General features: G+C 35.4%; 16 protein-coding genes. 10 read left to right on the top strand and 6 right to left on the bottom strand.

All coding sequences use genetic code 11. The annotated features are described in order from the left end of the window. Positions 1–47: 47 nt before the first annotated feature. On the bottom strand, positions 48–962 hold the full coding sequence (locus ACFOWM_RS04895) for a helix-turn-helix domain-containing protein (protein ID WP_379707561.1): 915 nt from the start codon (positions 960–962) through the stop codon (positions 48–50). 51 nt (positions 963–1,013) lie between these two features. Beyond that, on the bottom strand, positions 1,014–2,051 hold the full coding sequence (locus tag ACFOWM_RS04890) for an aldo/keto reductase (RefSeq protein ID WP_379707560.1): 1,038 nt from the start codon (positions 2,049–2,051) through the stop codon (positions 1,014–1,016). Between the two features lie 504 nt (positions 2,052–2,555). On the opposite strand from ACFOWM_RS04890, the gene ACFOWM_RS04885 reads away from it, so the two are divergent. The 5 genes from ACFOWM_RS04885 (at position 2,556) to ACFOWM_RS04865 (ending at position 10,023) form a co-directional block, all read left to right on the top strand. Continuing rightward, positions 2,556–2,876: a hypothetical protein gene (locus ACFOWM_RS04885; RefSeq protein WP_379707559.1), complete on the top strand. Its 321-nt coding sequence runs from the start codon at positions 2,556–2,558 to the stop codon at positions 2,874–2,876. A gap of 212 nt (positions 2,877–3,088) precedes the next feature. Further along, entirely contained in the window at positions 3,089–6,049 is a 2,961-nt protein-coding gene (locus ACFOWM_RS04880; RefSeq protein WP_379707558.1) for a type I restriction endonuclease subunit R, read from the top strand. Continuing rightward, positions 6,042–7,241 (top strand): restriction endonuclease subunit S, encoded by a 1,200-nt coding sequence (locus ACFOWM_RS04875; protein ID WP_379707557.1) that lies wholly within the window; start codon positions 6,042–6,044, stop codon positions 7,239–7,241. The genes ACFOWM_RS04880 and ACFOWM_RS04875 overlap by 8 nt, the downstream gene beginning before the upstream one ends. Continuing rightward, complete coding sequence (locus ACFOWM_RS04870; protein ID WP_379707556.1) at positions 7,238–8,302, top strand: AAA family ATPase; 1,065 nt, start codon at positions 7,238–7,240, stop codon at positions 8,300–8,302. Before ACFOWM_RS04875 ends, ACFOWM_RS04870 begins: the two co-directional genes overlap by 4 nt. Before the next feature lie 8 nt (positions 8,303–8,310). After that, a complete protein-coding gene (locus ACFOWM_RS04865) occupies positions 8,311–10,023 on the top strand; it encodes a type I restriction-modification system subunit M (protein WP_379707555.1) in 1,713 nt (570 codons plus the stop codon). Positions 10,024–10,340: 317 nt separating this feature from the next. Here the strand turns inward: ACFOWM_RS04865 and ACFOWM_RS04860 are convergent, their stop codons facing one another. From ACFOWM_RS04860 to ACFOWM_RS04845, 4 genes are all read right to left on the bottom strand, one after another. Next, the gene (locus ACFOWM_RS04860; protein WP_379707554.1) at positions 10,341–11,258 is read right to left on the bottom strand and encodes a helix-turn-helix domain-containing protein; all 918 of its coding nucleotides are present in this window, start codon (positions 11,256–11,258) and stop codon (positions 10,341–10,343) included. 68 nt (positions 11,259–11,326) lie between these two features. Continuing rightward, the gene (locus ACFOWM_RS04855) at positions 11,327–11,695 is read right to left on the bottom strand and encodes a DoxX family protein (RefSeq protein ID WP_379707553.1); all 369 of its coding nucleotides are present in this window, start codon (positions 11,693–11,695) and stop codon (positions 11,327–11,329) included. Between the two features lie 6 nt (positions 11,696–11,701). Continuing rightward, positions 11,702–12,517, bottom strand: coding sequence for an SDR family oxidoreductase (locus tag ACFOWM_RS04850; protein WP_379707552.1), 816 nt, complete (start codon positions 12,515–12,517; stop codon positions 11,702–11,704). A 698-nt stretch (positions 12,518–13,215) separates the two neighbouring features. After that, entirely contained in the window at positions 13,216–14,289 is a 1,074-nt protein-coding gene (locus tag ACFOWM_RS04845; protein ID WP_379707551.1) for a hypothetical protein, read from the bottom strand. Positions 14,290–16,538: 2,249 nt separating this feature from the next. Here ACFOWM_RS04845 and fusA point away from each other — a divergent pair. From fusA to ACFOWM_RS04820, 5 genes are all read left to right on the top strand, one after another. Then, positions 16,539–18,689, top strand: coding sequence for an elongation factor G (gene fusA / locus ACFOWM_RS04840; RefSeq protein ID WP_379707550.1), 2,151 nt, complete (start codon positions 16,539–16,541; stop codon positions 18,687–18,689). A gap of 95 nt (positions 18,690–18,784) precedes the next feature. Further along, positions 18,785–19,204 (top strand): hypothetical protein, encoded by a 420-nt coding sequence (locus ACFOWM_RS04835; RefSeq protein WP_379707549.1) that lies wholly within the window; start codon positions 18,785–18,787, stop codon positions 19,202–19,204. Positions 19,205–19,272: 68 nt separating this feature from the next. Continuing rightward, positions 19,273–19,560: a hypothetical protein gene (locus ACFOWM_RS04830; protein ID WP_379707548.1), complete on the top strand. Its 288-nt coding sequence runs from the start codon at positions 19,273–19,275 to the stop codon at positions 19,558–19,560. 43 nt (positions 19,561–19,603) lie between these two features. After that, positions 19,604–20,254: a porin family protein gene (locus ACFOWM_RS04825; RefSeq protein WP_379707547.1), complete on the top strand. Its 651-nt coding sequence runs from the start codon at positions 19,604–19,606 to the stop codon at positions 20,252–20,254. Between the two features lie 91 nt (positions 20,255–20,345). Then, positions 20,346–21,086 carry a ribonuclease H-like domain-containing protein gene (locus tag ACFOWM_RS04820; protein WP_379707546.1) on the top strand — a complete coding sequence of 247 codons (741 nt, stop codon included), beginning with the start codon at positions 20,346–20,348 and terminating at the stop codon, positions 21,084–21,086. The last annotated feature ends 34 nt before the right edge of the window (positions 21,087–21,120 follow it).

Raw genomic sequence — 21,120 nt, 5'->3', positions numbered from 1 at the left:
TGGTGATTAATGTGCAACATTCACTTAAGAAAATTGTTACTTTATCATTAATTAAAACTATTTCTATACAGCACCGGTGTTACATGCGTTTTACTTTTAAATAATTTGCTGAACGATTGTGGATGCTCAAACCCTAATTGGTAAGCAATTTCACTTACTGATGCATTGGTGGTAGTTAATAATGCCTTCGCTTTTTCAATAAGTTTTTCGTGTATATGTTGTTGGGTGTTGAGGCCTGTTACATTGCGTAACATATCACTCAAATATGCCGACGAAACATGTAAGGCATTGGCTAATGTTGCTACCGTAGGCAAAGTAGTAATGGTATCATTATTAAAATGAGCCGCTAACAAACGTTCAAAGTTTGCCAACAAATCATTGTTTGCCATTTTTCTTGTAATGAATTGTCGGTTATAAAAACGGTTACAATAGCTCAATAATAATTCTAGGTTTGATACGATAACATCCTGACTAAAAAGATCTAACCTCGAGCTAATTTCTTTCTTTATTTGTTGCACAATTCCTTCAATGGTTTTTTCTTCTTCATCAGATAAGTGCAAGGCTTCATGCACTTCATACGAAAAGAAACCATAGTTTTTAATAGCATTGCCTAATGGGTATTGCCGAATTAAATCGGGGTGAAATAACAACGACCAACCATCACTATTTCTATCAGCATCTCCATCAACAGCAATAACTTGGTTCGGTGCTATAAACGACATCGTACCATCATCAAAATCATAGTGGTTTTTGCCATACTTTAAAATGCCTTTAAAACTTTTTTTAATGCTGATATTGTATAACCCGAACATCATTTTTTCATGTGGAGCAGCTTCGTAATGGCTCGTAGCCGCATGGTCAATAATCGTAATAAGGGGGTGTAACGGGCTTGGCAAACCCATCACAGCATGTGCTTCTTTTACCGATGGTATATTTTTGATATGGGGTGCTGTTGGTTTCATGTAAATTGAGTAGACAGTAATAGTGAACTAACTACTGGTTGTGCTGTAAATTTAAGCTTTTAAAAAATCAGTGCCAGTACTTCTGTCTGCCGTCATTAATGCCAACACATTACCGGGGTACTCAGGCGGTAACTGACTCACTTCATGCAACTGCTGTAACTCAGCGGCGGTGAAGGTTATAGCTACACAAGCCAAATTATCTTGCAGCTGCGAAATTTTTGTAGCACCAATAATGACACTACTTACAACAGGCTGCTGTAATAACCAAGCTAAGGCCAATTGTGCTACTGAAACCTTTTTTGCTGCTGCCATTGGTATCAAAACATCTAACACATCATAGGCCCTTGCTTCATGAAAAGGAGGGAAGGGGAAGCTACTCAAACGGCCCACCTCTTTTGTTGCACCACGTTTGTATTTGCCCGTAAGCAAACCACCACTCAAGGGGCTCCATACCAGCATACCTATTTTTTGATCTAACAACATCGGTACCAACTCACGTTCGGCATCTCGAACATCTAACGAGTAATTGGCTTGTAGCGAAGCAAAACGATCTAAATGGTTGTATTGAGCGTATGATACGCCTTTCATTACTTGCCAAGCTGCCATATTGCTTGCACCATAATACCTTATTTTACCACTGCGTACCAAATCATCTAAGGTTCTAATGGTTTCTTCTATGGGTGTTAATGGGTCAGCAGTATGTATTTGGTAGAGGTCAATATAATCAGTACCCAAGCGTTGCAAGCTAGCTTCTACTTGTTGTATGATATGTTTTTTAGACAAGCCGCTATCGTTTACACCAGCACCCATAGAACCCCTCACTTTGGTGGCCAACACCAAATCATTTCTGTTGATACCCAGGTTTTTAATGGCTTTACCAATCATTACTTCAGAAAGACCTTCGGAGTAAATATTAGCGGTATCAATAAAATTAACGCCAGCAGCCACTACCGTTTTAATTTGTTCGGCTACGGCTTGCTGATCAAGCTGACCCATATAACCAAAAAAGCCTTTGCCGCCATAATTCATAGTGCCTAAGCAAAGTGCTGACACTTTTAAACCCGTATTGCCTAATACATTGTATTGCATATTTTTTAATTGAATAGTGAAATGCAAAGTTGTTCCATTAAAAAAACAGGCAAGTAGCCAAAATGCGGTTGTTTGTGTGTGAAATGGGGGGTGGATGTAAATTGACTACACCTTGGTATGTGACCTTACGAAACTAAATTTCGCTTTATTAGCGTATTTGTTTGTGGGTAAATGGGCAAAGTAAGATGGGGAATTTTTGTAAAGCTATTATATAACTGTACCATAGCTGTATTATAGCTGTTGTAAAGCTGTTGGTACGGAGTAAGTGGATTGTTACAAAGCTATTGTTGAATTGTTAGGTAGTGCTTTCAATACTTTATTGAATGGATTATATGTTTATGTATAATGACATAAATAGCAGGATAACTACACAGTCGATAATTGCTTTTTAAGACCTACGCTTGTTTGTTAAGTGTATTTTAAAATTTTGTTTGTTGTGCTCATTTTTGGTGTACGACAATTATTTAAACCATAAAAATTATTAGTTTAGAATAAACATAATCTATGCCCAAACAGAAAGGACCTATACCCATTACTGGTACTGTAAAAAACACCACTTACTTTAGTTTAAATGGACAATATTACGAACGGCGAAAGAGTAGTTTAACGGCTGCGGTTGTAGCGACTGACCCTGCGTTTGCAGCAAGCCGGCGTTGTAATACTGTGTTTGCTACTGCTGTTGCTATTGCACGTACTATTTACCCTCAATTACCCACACATAAACGTATTGCTGGTGCATTTGGACAACTGACGGGCCGAGTGTATCAAATGGTATTAAAAGGTATGGATGCGGATAGTATTGTTACTGCTATTTTAGGTGAGTAACAAAATTTGTTTGATTAATTTTTGTAATTTGTGAAATATACGTGCCCCAATAGCACTCCAAATATTTTAAAAAGATTACCAGCATTTTATGTTACTTAAAACATTAACGTAAACCTAAATCTTGTAGTTGATATTTTATGGAGTAATATTTATTGAATAGCACACTAATACTTTTCGCTTACTTTGTAAATTAAACTTCTGACAATCAATTAATGATAAAAGAACAACAAATAGAAGATAGTTTAATAACCAAACTTACTGATCTGAAATATAGTTACAGGTCGGATATCAAGGACAGGGCTTCGCTGGAAAAGAATTTCCGTGAAAAATTTCAGGCACTCAATAGAGTTAATCTGACTGACGCTGAATTTGCCAGACTCAGAGACGAGATTATCAATTCAGACGTTTTTGCATCTTCCAAACGATTACGTGAAATAAACACTTTTAGCCGTGAGGACGGAACGCCTTTGCATTACACTTTGGTAAACATAAAAGACTGGTGCAAAAACGAATTTGAAGTTATCAATCAACTTCGCATAAATACAGAAAATAGCAACCACCGTTACGATGTTATTTTATTGATTAACGGAATACCTGTTGTTCAAATAGAATTAAAAACCCTTGAAGTAAGCCCACGAAAAGCCATGCAGCAAATTGTGGACTACAAAAGCGACCTAGGCAATGGTTATACGAACTCATTGCTTTGTTTTATGCAGCTTTTTATTGTTACCAATCGCAGTAACACCTATTATTTTGCTAACAACAACGCTTCTCATTTCAGCTTTAATGCTGATGAGCAATTTTTGCCTGTTTATCAATTTGCCAGTGAGGATAATAAAAAAATCACACACATAGACGACTTCTCAGAAAAGTTTTTGAGCAAATGCACCTTGAGCCAAATGATTAGCAAATACATGGTATTGGTGGCAAGCGAACAAAAGTTGTTAGTGATGCGACCCTATCAGATTTATGCAGTTAAGGCAATTGTAAATTCAATACAAGAACACAAAGGAAACGGCTACATTTGGCATACAACAGGAAGCGGAAAAACGCTGACATCTTTCAAAGCATCTACTCTACTCAAAGACAATCCGAATATTGAAAAATGTTTGTTTGTGGTTGACCGCAAAGACTTGGACAGACAAACCCGTGAGGAGTTCAACAAGTTTCAGGAAGGTTGCGTTGAGGAAAACACCAACACAGAAACATTGGTAAGACGAATGCTTTCGGAAGATTACGCCAACAAAGTAATTGTAACCACCATTCAAAAATTGGGCTTGGCTTTAGACCCAAACAATAAAAACAACTATAAGGAACGCTTAGAACCGTTAAGCGACAAACGCATCGTTTTCATTTTTGACGAGTGCCACCGTTCACAGTTTGGCGAAAACCATAAAGCAATAAAGGAATTTTTCCCTAAATCACAGTTGTTCGGATTTACAGGAACACCCATTTTTGACGACAATGCCACTTACAAGCAAATTGATGGAACAGTTGGTTCTTATATAACTACTAAAGATATTTTCCAAAACCCGTTACATAACTACACTATCACTCATGCTATTGAAGATAGAAATGTATTGCGTTTTCATATTGACTATTTCAAGCCTGAAAAAAATGTAACCATTGGAAGCACAGAACACAAAAAAGCAGTTGCGAATGCTATTCTAAAAAAACATGATGCTGCCACACATAGCAAACGCTTTAACGCTTTATTGGCAACGGCTTCAATCAATGATGCTATTGAATATTACGAACTATTCAAAGATATTCAGGCAAGCAAAGCCAAAGAAGATGAAAACTTCATTTCTTTAAATATTGCTTGTGTATTCTCTCCACCTGCCGAAGGGAACAAAGACGTTCAGCAATTGCAGGAAGATTTACAACAAGAAAAAGCCGACAACAAAGTTGAACCCGAAAAGAAGAAAAAAGCATTGGAAGCAATTATCAGCGATTACAACAAACAATATGGCTCAAACCATAAAATCACCGAGTTTGACTTGTATTACCAAGATGTGCAACAACGCATAAAATTTCAAAAATTTAGCAATGCCGACTATCCGCACAAGAACAAAATTGATTTGGTGATTGTGGTAGATATGTTGCTCACCGGCTTTGACAGCAAATACCTGAACACCTTGTATGTAGATAAGAATTTGAAATTTCATGGATTGATACAGGCATTTAGCCGAACCAACCGTATTTTGAATGATACCAAACCTTACGGAAATATTTTAGACTTTAGGCAACAGCAAGATGAAGTGGACAAAGCCATTGCCCTATTTAGCGGAGAAGATACCGGACGGGCAAAAGAAATTTGGTTGGTTGACCCTGCTCCTAAAGTGATTGAAAAGTATCAAGAGGCGGTGAAGGCAATGGAGAAATGGATGACTGATAAAAACATTGCAGCAGAGCCACAAGAAGTTTACAACATTAAAGGCGATGTTGCCCGTGTGGAGTTTATCAACCGCTTTAAAGAAGTGCAACGCCTGAAAACACAGCTTGACCAATACACCGATTTAAACGAAGAGCAGAAAGCAACCATTGACGAGCTGATGCCCGAAGAGCAATTGCGTTCATTCCGCAGTTCGTATATAGAAATTGCCAAACAACTGAAAGAAATTCAGCAAAAAGAAGGCGACAAAGCCCCTGAAAACATTCAGCAATTAGATTTTGAATTTGTGTTGTTTGCTTCTTCGGTGGTGGATTATGATTACATCATGAACCTGATTGCCAAATACACACAAGGCACACCGAAAAAGCAGAAAATGACCCGTGACCAACTCATTGGTGTGTTGAGCAGCAGTGCCAACCTGATGGAAGAAAAGGAAGATATTATTGACTACATCAAAACATTGGAAGTTGGTAAGGCATTGAACGAGCATGAAATAAAAGACGGCTATCAAAATTTTAAGGAAGCAAAAATTACCCAACGATTAGCGGAAATAGCCAACAATAATGGCTTAGATGTTTCGGCTTTGCAGCAATTTACAGATGCCATCATTAGCCGAATGATTTTTGATGCCGACAAACTGAGTGAACTCTTTGAACCTTTGGATTTAGGTTGGAAGGAACGCACCAAAAGAGAATTGGCATTGATGGACGAATTGACACCTATTTTAAAAAAGAAAGCCGAAGGGCGGGAAATATCAGGACTGAAAGCGTATGAGTAACAACAACGAAAATAAATTGATGCCGAAACTGAGGTTTCCTGAGTTTGAATATGATGGGGAATGGAATAAGAAATCATTTGAAAAGTTTTGTTTAAGCATTTCTTCGGGAAAAGATAAAAATGCAATTGAAGGTGAATATGACCTTTATGGTTCAACTGGAATTATTGGGAAATCTGAAAACGCAAACTATGACGGTGCTTTTATTTTAGTAGCAAGGGTTGGAGCAAATGCAGGGCAGCTTAATAAAGTCAACGGGAAATTTGGCGTAACTGATAATACATTAGTAATTGATTTAATTAAGAAAGACCTAATCAATTTTATATTTTATTCTCTTGATAAAATTGGATTAAACAGACTTGTCTTTGGTTCAGGGCAGCCGTTGATTACAGGAGGGCAATTAAAAAGTTTATTGTTATGCACACCAAATTCTGAGCAAGAACAACAAAAAATCGCTGCTTGTCTTTCTTCCTTAGATGAAGTTATCACAGCCGAAAGCCAAAAGCTGGAAGTGCTTAAAGACCACAAAAAGGGCTTACTGCAAAACCTGTTGCCGCAAGCAGGCGAAACCGTTCCTAAATTTAGGTTTAAGGAGTTTGAGGATAGTGGGGAGTGGGAAGTTACTGAACTAAGTAAATTAGGTTATTTAATCAATGGACTTACATATAGTCCAGAAGATGTCCGTGAAAAAGGTTTATTAGTTTTAAGGTCGTCAAATATTCAGGATGGACTTATAGATTTAAAAGATTGCGTTTATGTAAGAGAGGATATAAACGGAGCTAACCTAACTAAACCTAAAGATATTTTAGTTTGTGTTAGAAATGGTTCCAAAAATCTTATTGGAAAAAATGCAATTATTCCTGAAGGACTTCCTCTTGCAACTCACGGTGCGTTCATGACTGTATTCAGAGCAAATAATCCTGCTTTTGTCTTTCAGTTATTCCAATCAGACTATTACGACAAACAAGTCAGAGCAGATTTAGGTGCAACAATAAATTCAATCAATGGGAAGAACTTTATCAAATATGAATTTCCAGTTCCAAAAAACCCGAAAGAACAAGGTAAAATTGCTGATACACTTTCGTCTGTTGATGATTTGATAAAAGCACAAAATCAAAAGTTGAAAGCACTGCAACTTCACAAGAAAGGCTTATTGCAAGGTTTGTTTCCTAATGTAAATGAAGTAACGGAATGAGTAGTTTAAAAGAGATAGCACAAAAATTAAAAGAAAGTAACGAACCTATTACGCTAATCTATGCTTTCAACTCAACCGGAAAGACAAAATTATCGGTTGAATATAAAAACGTAACGAAGAAAGAAGATGGTAAACATACTGGAGTTTATTACAATGCTTACAGTGAGGATTTATTTAGATGGGACAATGATGAACCGAACGACAATGAAAACATGCGACTTGAGGTAATACCAAGTAGCCTAAATCCGTACTTCAGTTCTATTATCGAAAATCCAGCGCTGCTTGATGAGAAGCTTGTACGTTATTTACCATCCTACACCTATTCATTTGATATTAACACAAATCCTGAAATTGGAATTGATGCAATTCGCTTTGGCAGAGGCGAAGAACAAAACATAAAAATATCAAGAGGGGAAGAAAGAATTTTTGTATGGTGCTTTTTTCTTGCTCTATTTGATGCAGATGCATGGACAGGCGAAAAAGATGCACACTTTTTTATTGATGACCCAGTATCAAGTTTAGATGACCACAATATTTTCATTACAGCAGACTCAATCGTTCAGCTTATAGATGATAAAATCGAAAAGTCCCAAAAAAGACTGATAATAACTACACACCATATTGGGCTATACTCGATACTGTTTGACAGATTAAGAAAAGGAGAAAAAAGCGATAAATACAAAAACTTATGTAAGCCACAAATCCTAACCAGAAATGGAGATGACTTTGATTTACAAAATCACACAAAAGATGTATTTCTCTTCCATCTCCATCTGTTGCAAACCTTAGAAGAAGCAAAGAATAGCAAACTCTATATTTTTCATTTTGTGCTTTTGAGGCAATTGCTTGAGAACATTTCATCTTTCATAGGTTCAGGCAGGGTTGGTTTTATTCTATCAGAGATCAACGTGGCGAATCCAAATGAAACATTAGAAATGATTAACTCACTTTCTCATCAGAATGTGTATCGCTTCCAATTCAATGAAATGTCCCCTCAGCAAATTGATTTGTTCAAAGATGTCTTTGACAAATTACAAACCAAATACAATTTCAAATTCTAAAATCGGCAATGACAGAAAATAATCAAACACAATTAGGCAATACACTCTGGAAAATCGCAGATGAATTGCGTGGCGCAATGAACGCTGACCAGTTCCGAGATTACATGCTTTCATTTTTGTTCTTACGCTATCTAAGCGACAACTACGAAGCAGCAGCTAAAAAGGAATTGGGCAAAGACTATCCCACTAACAATCTTTTTATTACTATTCAAAAAGATGCATTAGAGTTAAAAATTGAGAAGAAATTTCGTGCCAATCAGGACAATAAAGTCATAGCCATTGAGAATACTGTAAATATTCCAGTCTCACCACTTAGAAAGTGGTATCTCGATAATCCTAATGACATAAAAGAGTTTGAAAAGCAAATGCGAAGAAAGGTTCACTATGTAATTGAGCCAGATTTTCTATGGGAAAATATTGCGGATTTAGCAAGAACACAGAGCAAAGAATTACTTCGCACCTTACAAGATGGCTTTAAATACATAGAAAACGAATCTTTTGAAAGCACCTTTCAAGGCTTGTTTTCTGAAATCAATTTAGATTCGGATAAACTTGGCAAGAACTACGAAGAACGAAATAAAAAGCTCTGTAATATCATTCAAACAATTGCAGAAGGCATAAAAGAATTCGATAAAGGGGATGATGCTGATTATTTAGGAAATGCCTATGAGTTTTTGATTGGAAAATTTGCAGCAGGTTCTGGTCAAAAAGCAGGTGAATTTTACACTCCTCAACGAATTTCAGATATACTTTCTTCTATTGTAATACTTGACAGCCAAGACCCAAGCAATGGTGAAAAGAAAAAGATTGAACGGGTGTTGGACTTTACCAGTGGTTCGGGATCATTATTACTTAACGTCCGTAAAAAAATGACAGATGCAGGTGGGACAATCGGTAAGATTTATGGTCAAGAGAAAAACATTACGACCTATAACTTAGCAAGGATGAACATGCTGTTGCATGGAGTGAAAGACACTGAATTTACAATTCATCACGGAGATACTTTGGTCAATGATTGGGAGGTTTTGAATGAAATAAATCCTTCAAAGAAATTAGAATTTGATGCCATCGTAGCCAATCCGCCTTTTAGCTACCGTTGGGAACCATCAGAAGAAATGGGACAAGATTTTCGTTTTAAAAGTTACGGGCTTGCACCAAAATCAGCAGCCGATTTTGCTTTCCTTTTACACGGTTTTCATTTTTTAAGTAAAGAAGGAACAATGGCAATTATATTGCCTCATGGCGTTTTATTCAGAAGCGGAGCAGAAGAAAAAATCAGAAGGAAACTTTTAGAGGACGGAAATATTGACACAGTAATTGGACTCCCTGCAAATCTGTTTTTCTCGACTGGTATTCCTGTTTGTATTTTGGTTTTAAAGAAGTGCAAAAAGTTTGACGATGTATTGTTTATTAATGCCGTTGACCACTTTGAAAAAGGCAAACGACAAAACAACTTACTGCCTGAAAATATTGACAAGATAGTTGAAACATACAGAGACCGAAAAGAAGAAATCCGTTATTCTCGAAGAGTATCGATGGACGAAATCATTAAAAACGAATTCAACCTTAATATATCAAGGTATATAAGCACATCGTTAGACGAAGAACTTATTGACCTGAAGGAAGTAAATAAAAAACTCGTCGACCTTGACAAAGACATAGCCAAAGCAAGAGATACACATAATAAATTCTTAGACGAATTAGGTTTACCAAAAATTTAGTTTTGTCTCATCCTAAAAAAGTTTATTCTTTATTGGATAAATACTATTATTAATTTACAATAACACAACCGCCCCAACATGGAACCAACCCGTATTCGGGCCGTTATCGAATACAGGTGGGTTCTTTTTTGGTACTTTTTTGGAGCAATAAAAAGTTCAACATAATGCAAGAGCATAAAAATGAAAGCTATCAAAACAGCAGTCCACAAATAAATACAAACGCTTCGCAATAGTTCGTTTCTTTATATAACGAAATTGTAGCACATCAAATATTTTGATCATAAGAATACGAACGAAGGCATAACGCTTCCGTCTATTTAATTGAAAGTTGCTCTAAATTGCAACGGTGTCATATTTGTTTTGCCTTTAAACAATTTACTAAACGATTGAGGATGCTCAAAACCCAATTGATATGCTACTTCGCCTACAGATAAGTTCGTAGTTGATAATATTTCTTTTGCTTTTTCTATAAGTTTGTTGTGAATATGTTCTTGTGTAGTTTGGCCTGTTAATGATTTTAGCATATCACTTAAATAATTAGGGGAAATATTTAGTTGATTAGAAAAGTAATGAACGGATGGAAGTTTTTGTTGAATAATTTTATCGTTGTTAAAATATTCATGAAGTAAGTTTTCAAATCTTGTTAGTAAATCATTATTTACTGCTTTTCTTGTAAGAAATTGTCTATTATAAAATCTGTTACAGTAGTTGAGTAATAGTTCTATTTGAGTCACCATCACATCTTGGCTGTATGTATCAATATTCGTTTGATATTCTTGCTCAATATTTTTAAATATTGTTTCTAACATTTTTTCTTCTTTATCAGATAGGTGTAAAGCTTCATGCACGGCATAAGAAAAAAAGCCATAGTTTTTAATGGCTTTGCCTAATGGATAATTTAAAATAAAATCTTTATGAAATACCAGCCACCAACCAGAAACCCTGTAATTATCATCATTATTTACTGATAAAATTTGTTGAGGGGCTGTCATACCAAGTACGCCTTCGTCAAAGTCGTAATAATTTTGTCCGTATTTCAATTTTCCTTTTACATTCCTTTTTAAGGAAACACTATAAAAGTTAAGTATAAAGTTAACAGCTTCTTGATGGGATGAAGGTTTTACATTGTCCATATTAATCAAGCTAATTAATGGATGCAGCGGCTTTGGGATCTCCATCAAGCGGTGTAGTTCAGAAACGGTGTTGATTTTTATATGTGTTATTTTATGTGCCATGTTGTTATGTAAAGTGTAATGAGTGCAAAATAGTTCTCTACTTTACACTCATGATTTGTGTTCTATAATTACTTCTTTGCAAACATCCAAGCCCAGCCTATAAACAAAAACTGAATGGGTAATCTAATAAGGCTAGCTATGAATAGTTTATTGCCTGATGTATAGTAACTGATACTTTGAGGTATATGTATGGCAAAGAAAAATATAATCAGCATTGCAATAATCACTTTAGCAGCAATTGTTCTAGTTGTGTTGGGTATTAGCAATAAAGCCAATGCAATTTCAATAACACCGCTTAGTGATATGAGGATGCTATGTACTGGCAGCCATGAGGGCATCATTTCAAAATACTGCTCGGGTTTTACAAAGTGCATAGACCCCATAAATAAGTAAAATGCTATTAATAAGTAAAGTAAAATTTTTTTGATTGTTTTCATAATTACTTATTGAGCGTTAGCAGATATTTCATTCCATTCTTTCCAAGTTTCCAGTCTTTTGTTATAAGTAGGTTCTATCATCATAAGTGGTAGTTTTCCTAAGAATAACCTGAGTGGCGGATTCGTAACATCTACTACTTTTAAAATAGCCTCAGCAGTCGCATTGGGGTCACCCGATGTCATAGTGCTACTTGCAGCTTTCATAGCTTCTCTTAATCCATTGTAGGCTTCTATTGGTGTACTGATACTTGCAGAAGCAGTAGCCCATTCTGTGGCATATGCAGCTGGTTCAATAAGTGTAGTTTTAATACCAAATTGAGCAACTTCTTGGTTCATTGATTCACAAATACCTTCTACCGCCCACTTAGAAGCATGATAAATACCCAAACTTGGGAAAGCCATTACACCTCCAATACTAGATACTTGTAAAATATGTCCGTATTTTTGATTTCTCATAATAGGTAGAACAGCTTGTATCATCCAAAGTGAGCCAAATAAATTGGTTTCAATTTGTTGCCTAGCTTCACTTTCACTTATTTCTTCAACATAACCAAAGTGGCCAAAACCTGCATTGTTTATAAGTACATCTATTTGTCCAAAATGTTTAACGGCTTTATCAACTGCAGAAAAACATTCAACTCTATTATTCACATCCAAAGTAACAGGTAGTACAGCGTCTCCATACGCTTGTTTTAATGAAGCTAATGAGTCAATGTTTCGTGCAGTTGCTACTACTTTGTCACCACGTTTTAAAGCTGCTTCAGCCCAAACTCTTCCAAAACCTTTTGATGTTCCAGTTATTAACCAAACTTTTGTTGCCATTGTATTTTAGTTTAATTGTTTATAATGAAACAAAAGTCTGACAATTCTTAGGGAGAATTGTTGCCAAATCTCTGAATGTTGTAGCCAGAAAAAACAGTAAAAAGATGAATACTATTTTCCCACTCCAAAAACAGCTTATTTACTTTTTTGACTTGATACAAAAAAGTAACAAAAAAAATCAAGACTGTATAAAAAACGGCTAAAATTTGAACCGTTTCGCTAAAAAGAAAAAAGCTAAGCAGCAGCATCGGTTAACAGTTCATCCATTACCCTGATGAGCAATTGAAACTTTTCTCAACATTTTCTTTTTTACGCTCCACTATTTCAAATTTTTGAACGCCTTATTTTTATAAAGTCGGATGGAATGGTGCAAGCTGATAGCAGTATACCTAGCGTAGGAATTGAATTAATTAATACAGTTCATAAGATAAAGCGATGATTAAAATATTACAGCTCCTTTTTTGGTGCTTTTTGCAAAGGCTAAAATGTACATTATAATAAGTCAGCAAAAATTTTAAGGATCAAAAAAGTAGCCCACCAAAAATGCAAAGGGTTCTTATTCATTCGTTGTCTTACAAAAAAATAATCGACCTCAAATTGAAGTTCAATAATAATTATTTGTTAGTACAATATTTGAAAAACAGTAATAGTACAACGCCTACTGTTACCTGCATCGTTATTTATTATTCTTTCAATATTTAACTAGTTGTACTAGTTTTTTTATTTGTCATTAAACCTATCATCATCACCAAAGCAGTTAAAGTAATTACCTGGATAATGAGTGATTTATTTGCCAAGTTTATTGCTTGTGAAACGGGTATGGTTAAAAAAAGTAAAATGGTAATTAACCCTCTTGGAGCAATAAAAATGATAGGTTTTATAGAAAGTTTAAACAATTTTAAAAATACATAACGTATAATAAAAATAGTGATCGTAATTCCAATAGCCCAAAATATAGTTGCTGCATTTAATAATTCTTCTGTCTGAATTAAAAAACCAAAAAGAAGAAAAAATAATGACCTAATTAAAAATGCAATTTCAGTTACAAGGTCTTTAAATTTATGAACCTCTTTATTTAAAATGTCTGGTTTAAGTTGCTGTATTAGTTTGATGTTTTTAAGTTCGTCAATATTGCCCAAAAAGATACCAAAAAGTAAAATAAAAATTAAAGCGGGTAAATGGTAAATTTTAGAAGCTCCATAAATAAGGATGATCATTAAAATTATGGGAACAAACTTTACATGATGTTTAATTTTACTTAATAAAAAAGCTAGCGTAAGTGTAGCAATAAAAGTGACAATTAAAATAACAGTTAACTCAAGTATAAAGTGACCAACTGATGAGGTACCTATATTATCATTCAGGGTAATAAAGTTAAAAAATACAACGCCAAAAATATCTGATAAACTACTTTCATAGGTTATAAATTCTTTATTTTTTGGAATAAGATTTTGAACACTAGGGATAGCAATGGCACTGCTAATAACTGCAAAAGGGATGGCATTGGCAAGTCCAACTTTAAATGTTGTATTTCCAAAATATTTAAAAGCATAAGCAAGTAAAAAACTGAACAAAATCATTGGTAACAAAGCAACCAACGACGTTTTTCCTACAAAATATAATTTTGACATATTTAACTCTAATTCCAACGAACCTTCTAAAACAATTAATATTAGTCCAACGGTACCTAAAATTGGCAAAATTGATGTTAAGTCTGGTGTGTTTATATCAAAAATATTGCAACCTTGTTTAACTGTCCAGCCTAAAATCAACAGTAATATTACAGAAGGTATTTTTGTTTTGGCTGCTGTTAAGTCGAATACATAGGCAAGTAATAATAAAATGCAGATGGTAATAATAAAAGAAATGTTCATAGTGAATTTTCTGAGTGAATAATGTATCGTTTTAGAGATGTTGGTAACAATAGCATTTAGGCGATTGTATATATGCTAATTTAGTTTTAAATTAATAACCAAACGCCACCTTATTACAAAATGCAGAAGTTATTTGTAATCACAAACAGTACCTTCCTTAATAAAATATTTATTTTTTTATCATGCGCATCGTCACTTTTGTAAGCCTGTGTTTCTAGATGTTATTAATCATTTAAACGTTAGTTACAGCATTGTTCATATGCTTTCAAATCAAAATTCAAAACCACGTAAAAATATAGGTTTGCGTAAATAAAAACAAAGGCTTAGCATATTTTCCTACTCCAAAACAGCTTATTTACTTTTTTGTCTTGATACAAAAAAGTAACAAAAAAAATCAAGACTGTATAAAAAACGGCTAAAATTTGAACCGTTACGCTAAAAAGAAAAAAGCTAAGCAGCAACATTTGTTAACAATTCATCCATTGCCTTGATGAACCATTGAAACTTTTCTCATCATTTTCTTTTTTACGCTCCACTTTTTCAAATTTTTTAACGCCTTATTTTTATAAGGTCAGATGGATGTACCCAAGATAATATGAGTAAACATTCAATAAGATTGAGTTTAATTATACGCCCAGTAACATATAGCGATGATAAAAAAAAACGCAGCTCAGTTTACAGTAACACAACCGCCCCATCATGAAACCCACCCGTATTCGGGCCGTCATCGAATACGGGGCTTTTTTTTTGGTTCTTTTTTGGAGAAGCAAAAAAGTACATTGCAATGCAACAGCACAAAAAAAGGTAAGCTATCAAAACGACAACCAACAAAAAATTCAATCAATAAAGTAATCCCAACTAAAATAAAGCGATGATTAAAAAACCGCAGCCCAGTTTACAGTAGCACAAAAGCCCCATCAAGGAACCAACCCGTATTCGGGCCGTCATCGAATACGGGGCTTCTTTTTTGGTTCTTTTTTGGAGCAATAAAAAAGAACATCATAATGCAACAGCAAATAATAAAGTAAGCTATCAGCTCTTACAAAAAAGGCTTCCATATTTATTACATCCCTAAAACTATATCATTACATAACACCATTTTATCATTCCAAAAACAGCTTATTTACTTTTTTGTCTTGATACAAAAAAGTAACAAAAAAAATCAAGACTGTATAAAAAACGGCTAAAATTTGAACCGTTTCGCTAAAAAGAAAAAAGCTAAGCAGCAGCATCGGTTAACAGTTCATCCATTGCCCTGATGAACATTTGAAACTTTTCTCAACATTTTCTTTTTTACGCTCCACTATTTCAAATTTTTGAACGCCTTATTTTTATAAGGTCGGAGAAAGGGCGCAAATAAATTTTAGCATATATAAACTAGTAATACAGCTAAAATAATTACCCCAAATAGTATAAAGCGATGATTTAAAAAACCGCTGTTCAGTTTACAGTAGCACAAAAGCCAAATCAGGGAACCCACCCGTATTCGGGCCGTCATCGAATACGGGGCTCCTTTTTTGGTACTTTTTTGGAGAAGCAAAAAAGTACATTGCAATGCAACAGCAAAAAAAAAGGTAAGCTATCAAAACGACAACCAACAAAAAATACAATCAATAAAGTAATCCCAACTAAAATAAAGCGATGATTGAAAAACCTACGCCCAGTTTACAGTAGCACATAAGCCCCATCAAGGTACCAAACCGTATTCGGGCCGTCATCGAATACGGGGCTCCTTTTTTGGTTCTTTTTTGAAGCAGCAAAAAAGAACATTATAATGTAACAGCATAAAATAATGTAAGCTATCAAATGAGCTTCCATATATAATGAAAATGTACCCTTTACAAACCTCCTATTCACCCACCAACCCTACTATTTGGAAATTCAAAAATACCTTTGTACATTTGCGGCGCTAAAAGCTTCAGCAAATAAGGATGGCGCTGAACAATTTAGCACTATATGAGAGTTTAACCACACATATCACCCACAGTTAGGCCATAACAACCCTAACCCACTACGGGTAAACTATGCAGTATACTGCAAACACTCACAAAACTTTTAAAAAGTTAAGTGCAATCAAAAAAAAATCATCCCCCCAAATGGATGTTTTATATATCAAATTTTTAAATATTAATACTAAATAAAACACAATGGCAGATTTACGTTATCAACGAAACTTTGGTATTGCAGCGCATATTGATGCCGGCAAAACCACTACCACGGAGCGTATTCTTTACTACACTGGTGTAAACCATAAAATAGGTGAAGTACATGACGGTGGCGCTACGATGGACTGGATGGCTCAAGAACAAGAAAGAGGTATCACTATCACTAGTGCGGCTACTACTTGCTTTTGGAACTTCCCAATGGTACAAGGTCAAAAAACACCTGAAACCAAACAATACAAATTCAACATTATTGATACTCCAGGTCACGTGGATTTTACCGTAGAGGTAGAGCGTTCTTTACGTGTATTAGATGGTTTATTAGCATTGTTCTGCGCCGTATCTGGTGTAGAGCCACAATCTGAAACAGTTTGGCGTCAAGCAAACCGTTACAAAGTTCCTCGTATCGGTTTCGTAAACAAAATGGACCGTAGCGGTGCTGATTTCTTGAACGTGGTAAAACAAGTTCGTGAAATGTTAGGCGCTAAAGCCGTGCCTTTACAATTACCAATTGGTGCTGAAGATAACTTCAAAGGTGTGGTAGATTTAATTACCATGAAGGGTATTGTATGGAACGAAGCTGATAAGGGTATGACTTTCCAAGAAGTGCCTATTCCGGATGATATGAAAGAAGAGGTAGATCAATACCGTCAAGAATTAGTAGAAGCTGTAGCAGAATACGATGAGAAATTATTAGAGAAATTCTTTGATGATCCAAACTCAATCACCGAAGCAGAAATGCATGAAGCGATTCGTAAAGCTACAATTGATATTTCGATCATTCCAATGATGTGTGGTTCATCTTTCAAAAACAAAGGTGTTCAAACAGCTTTAGATGCGGTAGTACGTTACTTACCGGGTCCTTTAGATATTGAAGCGGTAAAAGGTACACACCCAGATACTGGTGCTGAATTGATTCGTAAAGCTGATCCTAAAGAACCATTTAGTGCGTTGGCATTCAAAATTATGACCGATCCTTTCGTAGGTCGTTTGGCATTCTTCCGTGCATACTCTGGTCGTTTAGATGCAGGTAGCTACGTATTAAATGCTCGTACGGGTAAAAACGAACGTATCAGCCGTATTATGCAGATGCATGCGAACAAGCAAAACCCTGTTGATTTTATTGAAGCAGGTGATATTGGTGCAGCAGTAGGTTTTAAAGATATTAAAACGGGTGATACTTTATGTAATGAAGATAACCCAATTGTATTAGAATCTATGACCTTCCCTGAGCCGGTAATTTCAATTGCAGTTGAGCCTAAAACGCAAGCTGATGTTGATAAAATGGGTATGGCAATTGCTAAATTGGTAGAAGAAGATCCTACTTTACGTGTTAAAACGGATGAAGAAACTGGTCAAACCATCTTAAGTGGTATGGGTGAATTACACCTTGAAATCATTGTAGATAGAATGAAACGTGAATTCAAAGTAGAAATTAACCAAGGTGCTCCAATGGTGGCGTACAAAGAAGCCTTCCGTGCTAGTGTACAACACAGAGAAACCTATAAAAAACAAACGGGTGGTCGTGGTAAATTCGGTGATATCGCATTTGAAATTGGCCCTGCTGATGAAGAATGGTTGAAAGAAAACCCATTAGGCGGTATGCAGTTTGTAAACGAAATTTTTGGTGGTAGTATTCCAAAAGAATTTATTGCCCCAATTATTAAAGGTTTTACCGCTTGTATGAACAATGGTGTATTAGCTGGTTACCCAATGGTAGACATGAAAGTGAGAATTTTTGACGGTAGCTACCATGATGTGGATAGTGATGCCATCTCATTTGAATTGTGTGCTAAGCAAGGTTTTAGAGAAGCTGGTCGTAAAGCAAAACCAGTATTGCTTGAGCCAATTATGAAGGTAGAAGTGTTAACACCTGATCAATACATGGGTGATGTAACAGGCGATTTAAACCGTCGTAGAGGTATGTTAGAAGGTATGGATAGCAAACATGGTGTACAAGTAATCAAAGCAAAGGTTCCATTAAGTGAAATGTTTGGTTATGTAACCCAATTGCGTTCATTATCATCTGGACGTGCAACATCAACCATGGAGTTTAGCAACTATGCACCTGCACCAAACAACGTTGCAGAAGAAGTAATTGCAAAATCTAAAGGTAAAATGAAGATTGAAGAGTAATCTTTATTAACGCATAAAATGAACCCGTTCAATTTACTTGAACGGGTTTTTTGTGTTTTATTTTTGATTTATATCAGCTATTTTTGAAATAAAAAATGAAGCAATACGGTATTAAAATAGCGGCAGGTTTTATGTTATTAAACAGCCTTTTGCAAATAACTGCATGTGGTAAAGATGATACCAATAACAGTAACACCGGTACTGGCGCTACCAAAAAACCACCAACGGTTACAGTAACAGATGCTGCTGCAGGGATTACGAGTACATCTGCAAATTCAGGCGGTACCATTACGTCAGACGGAGGTGCACCACTTACCGCATCAGGGGTGTGTTGGAGCACTACTATTAACCCAACTACTGCAAACGATAAAACAAGTGTTGGTACCAATGTAGGTAGCTTTGTTACCGCTATTACTGGCTTACAGCCCAATACAACTTATTACGTAAAAGCCTATGCTACCAATAGTGAAGGCACTACCTATGGCCCACGTATCAATTTTACTACCTTACCTTAAATGTTAAAATAATATCCAAATTTTAAACTTCACACTCAAATTAAAGTCTACCTAATAAAATTTGATGTATGAAAAAAATAACTTGGGTATTGAGCATTTTAATTGTTGTCATTACAATATTTAGCAGTTGTGCACCAAGAGTAGTAGTAGCAAAGCCACCAGTAGCCGTGGTTACAAGGCCAGCGCCTCCGGGTCCACGTTATGTTTGGGTAGATGGTAATTATATTCGTAGTGGCCGTACCTATGTATACCACCCAGGATACTATGCCATACCACCAAGAGGTAAAGTAGTATACAAACCAGGTTACTGGGTGCGTAGGGGTAATGGTTATTATTGGCGTAATGGGCGTTGGTAAACTTGGTATGATTTTAGTAATATCACCCTAAATTTAATTATATATGACAACCATAACATCCTTTGTAAAATCATGGAAACTAGCTAGTGTAGTGGCTACTACGTTATTAGCTACGCAAGCCGTTACCGCACAAAAAATTATTCCAAGTGAAAGAGAAGGTTTATTACGATTTGGTGTAAAAGCTGGTGTAAACATCAATAAAATTACGGGCCAGGCATACAAATCAGGTTTTAACTATAATTTTCAAGGTGGGGGTTTTATGCAAATTAATTTCTCTAAAAGAGTGGGTATTCAACCTGAGTTAAGCTTTGTACAAACATCTTCTGAATTTAGTAACGACCCCAACAATGTATATGATGATATATTTAATGGAGGTAACCAACATAAAGCAAAACTCGATTATTTAGAAGTGCCCGTATTGTTGAACATAAACCTTGGTGAATCAAAAAGAGTGAAATTACAGTTTGGTCCTTCATATGGAGCGTTGTTAAGCCAAACAGTTGATAGCTTAAAAAATAAAGGAGATGTATTTAAAAATGGTGAATGGAGCGGTATCGGCGGTTTATGGATTCAGCTCCCATTAGTCAACATAAGTGCCCGTTACAAAATAGGTTTTTCTGATATTAATAATATTGATGACCGCCAAACTTGGAAAAACCAAGCTATTCAAATTTCAGCAGGTATTACTTTTTAATAATAGCACTCCACATATATAAAAACCGTCTAATAGCCCATTAGACGGTTTTTTATTTTTTATTATATTTATCATCTAATCTAATATAACTATGCAACATATTCGTACGGAAGACCTTATTATAATTGACATTGAAACGGCGTCAGTAGCCCCAACATTTGAACAATTGTCGCCTATGTGGCAAGCATTATGGACAGAAAAAGTTAGCAGGCTTGTGCCTGACAACAGTAGCCCTGCTGCATTTTATGAAAATAGGGCGGGTGTAATGGCGGAATTTTCAAAAATTGTATGCATTAGTATTGGGTATTTTATTAAAGAACAACATTTAAAAATGAGGGTAAAATCATTTTACGGAAATGATGAAGCCACCATCTTAAAAAACTTTTTACAAACCATCAACAAAATAGAAAGTTTTAACAGCAAATGGTGTTTTGCTGGCCATAATATAAAAGAGTTTGATATTCCATTTATTTGCAGGCGTTTGTTAGTAAACCAGTTAAAAGTACCAGCCTACCTCGATTTTCAAAATATGAAACCATGGGAAACCAACATTGTTGATACTTTTCAATATTGGCGTTTTGGTGATTATAAAAACTATACCTCTTTAAAATTATTAGCAGCAGCAATGGGGGTACCCTCTTCAAAAGATGATATTGATGGCAGCATGGTGGGGCCTTTGTTTCATGAACAAGATGCGGCACAACAACAAATTAATTTAGAAAGAATAGCAACGTATTGTCAAAAAGACATTGTAACCACTGCCAATATAATTTTGCGTTTTAAAAATATTCCGTTGTTGCATGATGATGATATTGAAATTATTAAAGTATAAAAAAACGCCTCCATTTGGAGGCGTTTTTTTATGG

This window comes from Ferruginibacter yonginensis (assembly GCF_042651465.1).
In the GTDB taxonomy this organism is placed as follows: domain Bacteria; phylum Bacteroidota; class Bacteroidia; order Chitinophagales; family Chitinophagaceae; genus Ferruginibacter; species Ferruginibacter yonginensis.
This window is presented reverse-complemented; position numbering and strand designations above follow the sequence as displayed.

Coding starts and splice junctions, on each gene's coding strand:
- fusA (WP_379707550.1), top strand. CDS start 16,539: ATGGCAGATTTACGTTATCAACGAAACTTTGGTATTGCAGCGCATATT.
- ACFOWM_RS04835 (WP_379707549.1), top strand. CDS start 18,785: ATGAAGCAATACGGTATTAAAATAGCGGCAGGTTTTATGTTATTAAAC.
- ACFOWM_RS04855 (WP_379707553.1), bottom strand. CDS start 11,695: ATGAAAACAATCAAAAAAATTTTACTTTACTTATTAATAGCATTTTAC.
- ACFOWM_RS04820 (WP_379707546.1), top strand. CDS start 20,346: ATGCAACATATTCGTACGGAAGACCTTATTATAATTGACATTGAAACG.
- ACFOWM_RS04850 (WP_379707552.1), bottom strand. CDS start 12,517: ATGGCAACAAAAGTTTGGTTAATAACTGGAACATCAAAAGGTTTTGGA.
- ACFOWM_RS04885 (WP_379707559.1), top strand. CDS start 2,556: ATGCCCAAACAGAAAGGACCTATACCCATTACTGGTACTGTAAAAAAC.
- ACFOWM_RS04875 (WP_379707557.1), top strand. CDS start 6,042: ATGAGTAACAACAACGAAAATAAATTGATGCCGAAACTGAGGTTTCCT.
- ACFOWM_RS04860 (WP_379707554.1), bottom strand. CDS start 11,258: ATGGCACATAAAATAACACATATAAAAATCAACACCGTTTCTGAACTA.
- ACFOWM_RS04890 (WP_379707560.1), bottom strand. CDS start 2,051: ATGCAATACAATGTATTAGGCAATACGGGTTTAAAAGTGTCAGCACTT.
- ACFOWM_RS04825 (WP_379707547.1), top strand. CDS start 19,604: ATGACAACCATAACATCCTTTGTAAAATCATGGAAACTAGCTAGTGTA.
- ACFOWM_RS04830 (WP_379707548.1), top strand. CDS start 19,273: ATGAAAAAAATAACTTGGGTATTGAGCATTTTAATTGTTGTCATTACA.
- ACFOWM_RS04880 (WP_379707558.1), top strand. CDS start 3,089: ATGATAAAAGAACAACAAATAGAAGATAGTTTAATAACCAAACTTACT.
- ACFOWM_RS04865 (WP_379707555.1), top strand. CDS start 8,311: ATGACAGAAAATAATCAAACACAATTAGGCAATACACTCTGGAAAATC.
- ACFOWM_RS04870 (WP_379707556.1), top strand. CDS start 7,238: ATGAGTAGTTTAAAAGAGATAGCACAAAAATTAAAAGAAAGTAACGAA.
- ACFOWM_RS04895 (WP_379707561.1), bottom strand. CDS start 962: ATGAAACCAACAGCACCCCATATCAAAAATATACCATCGGTAAAAGAA.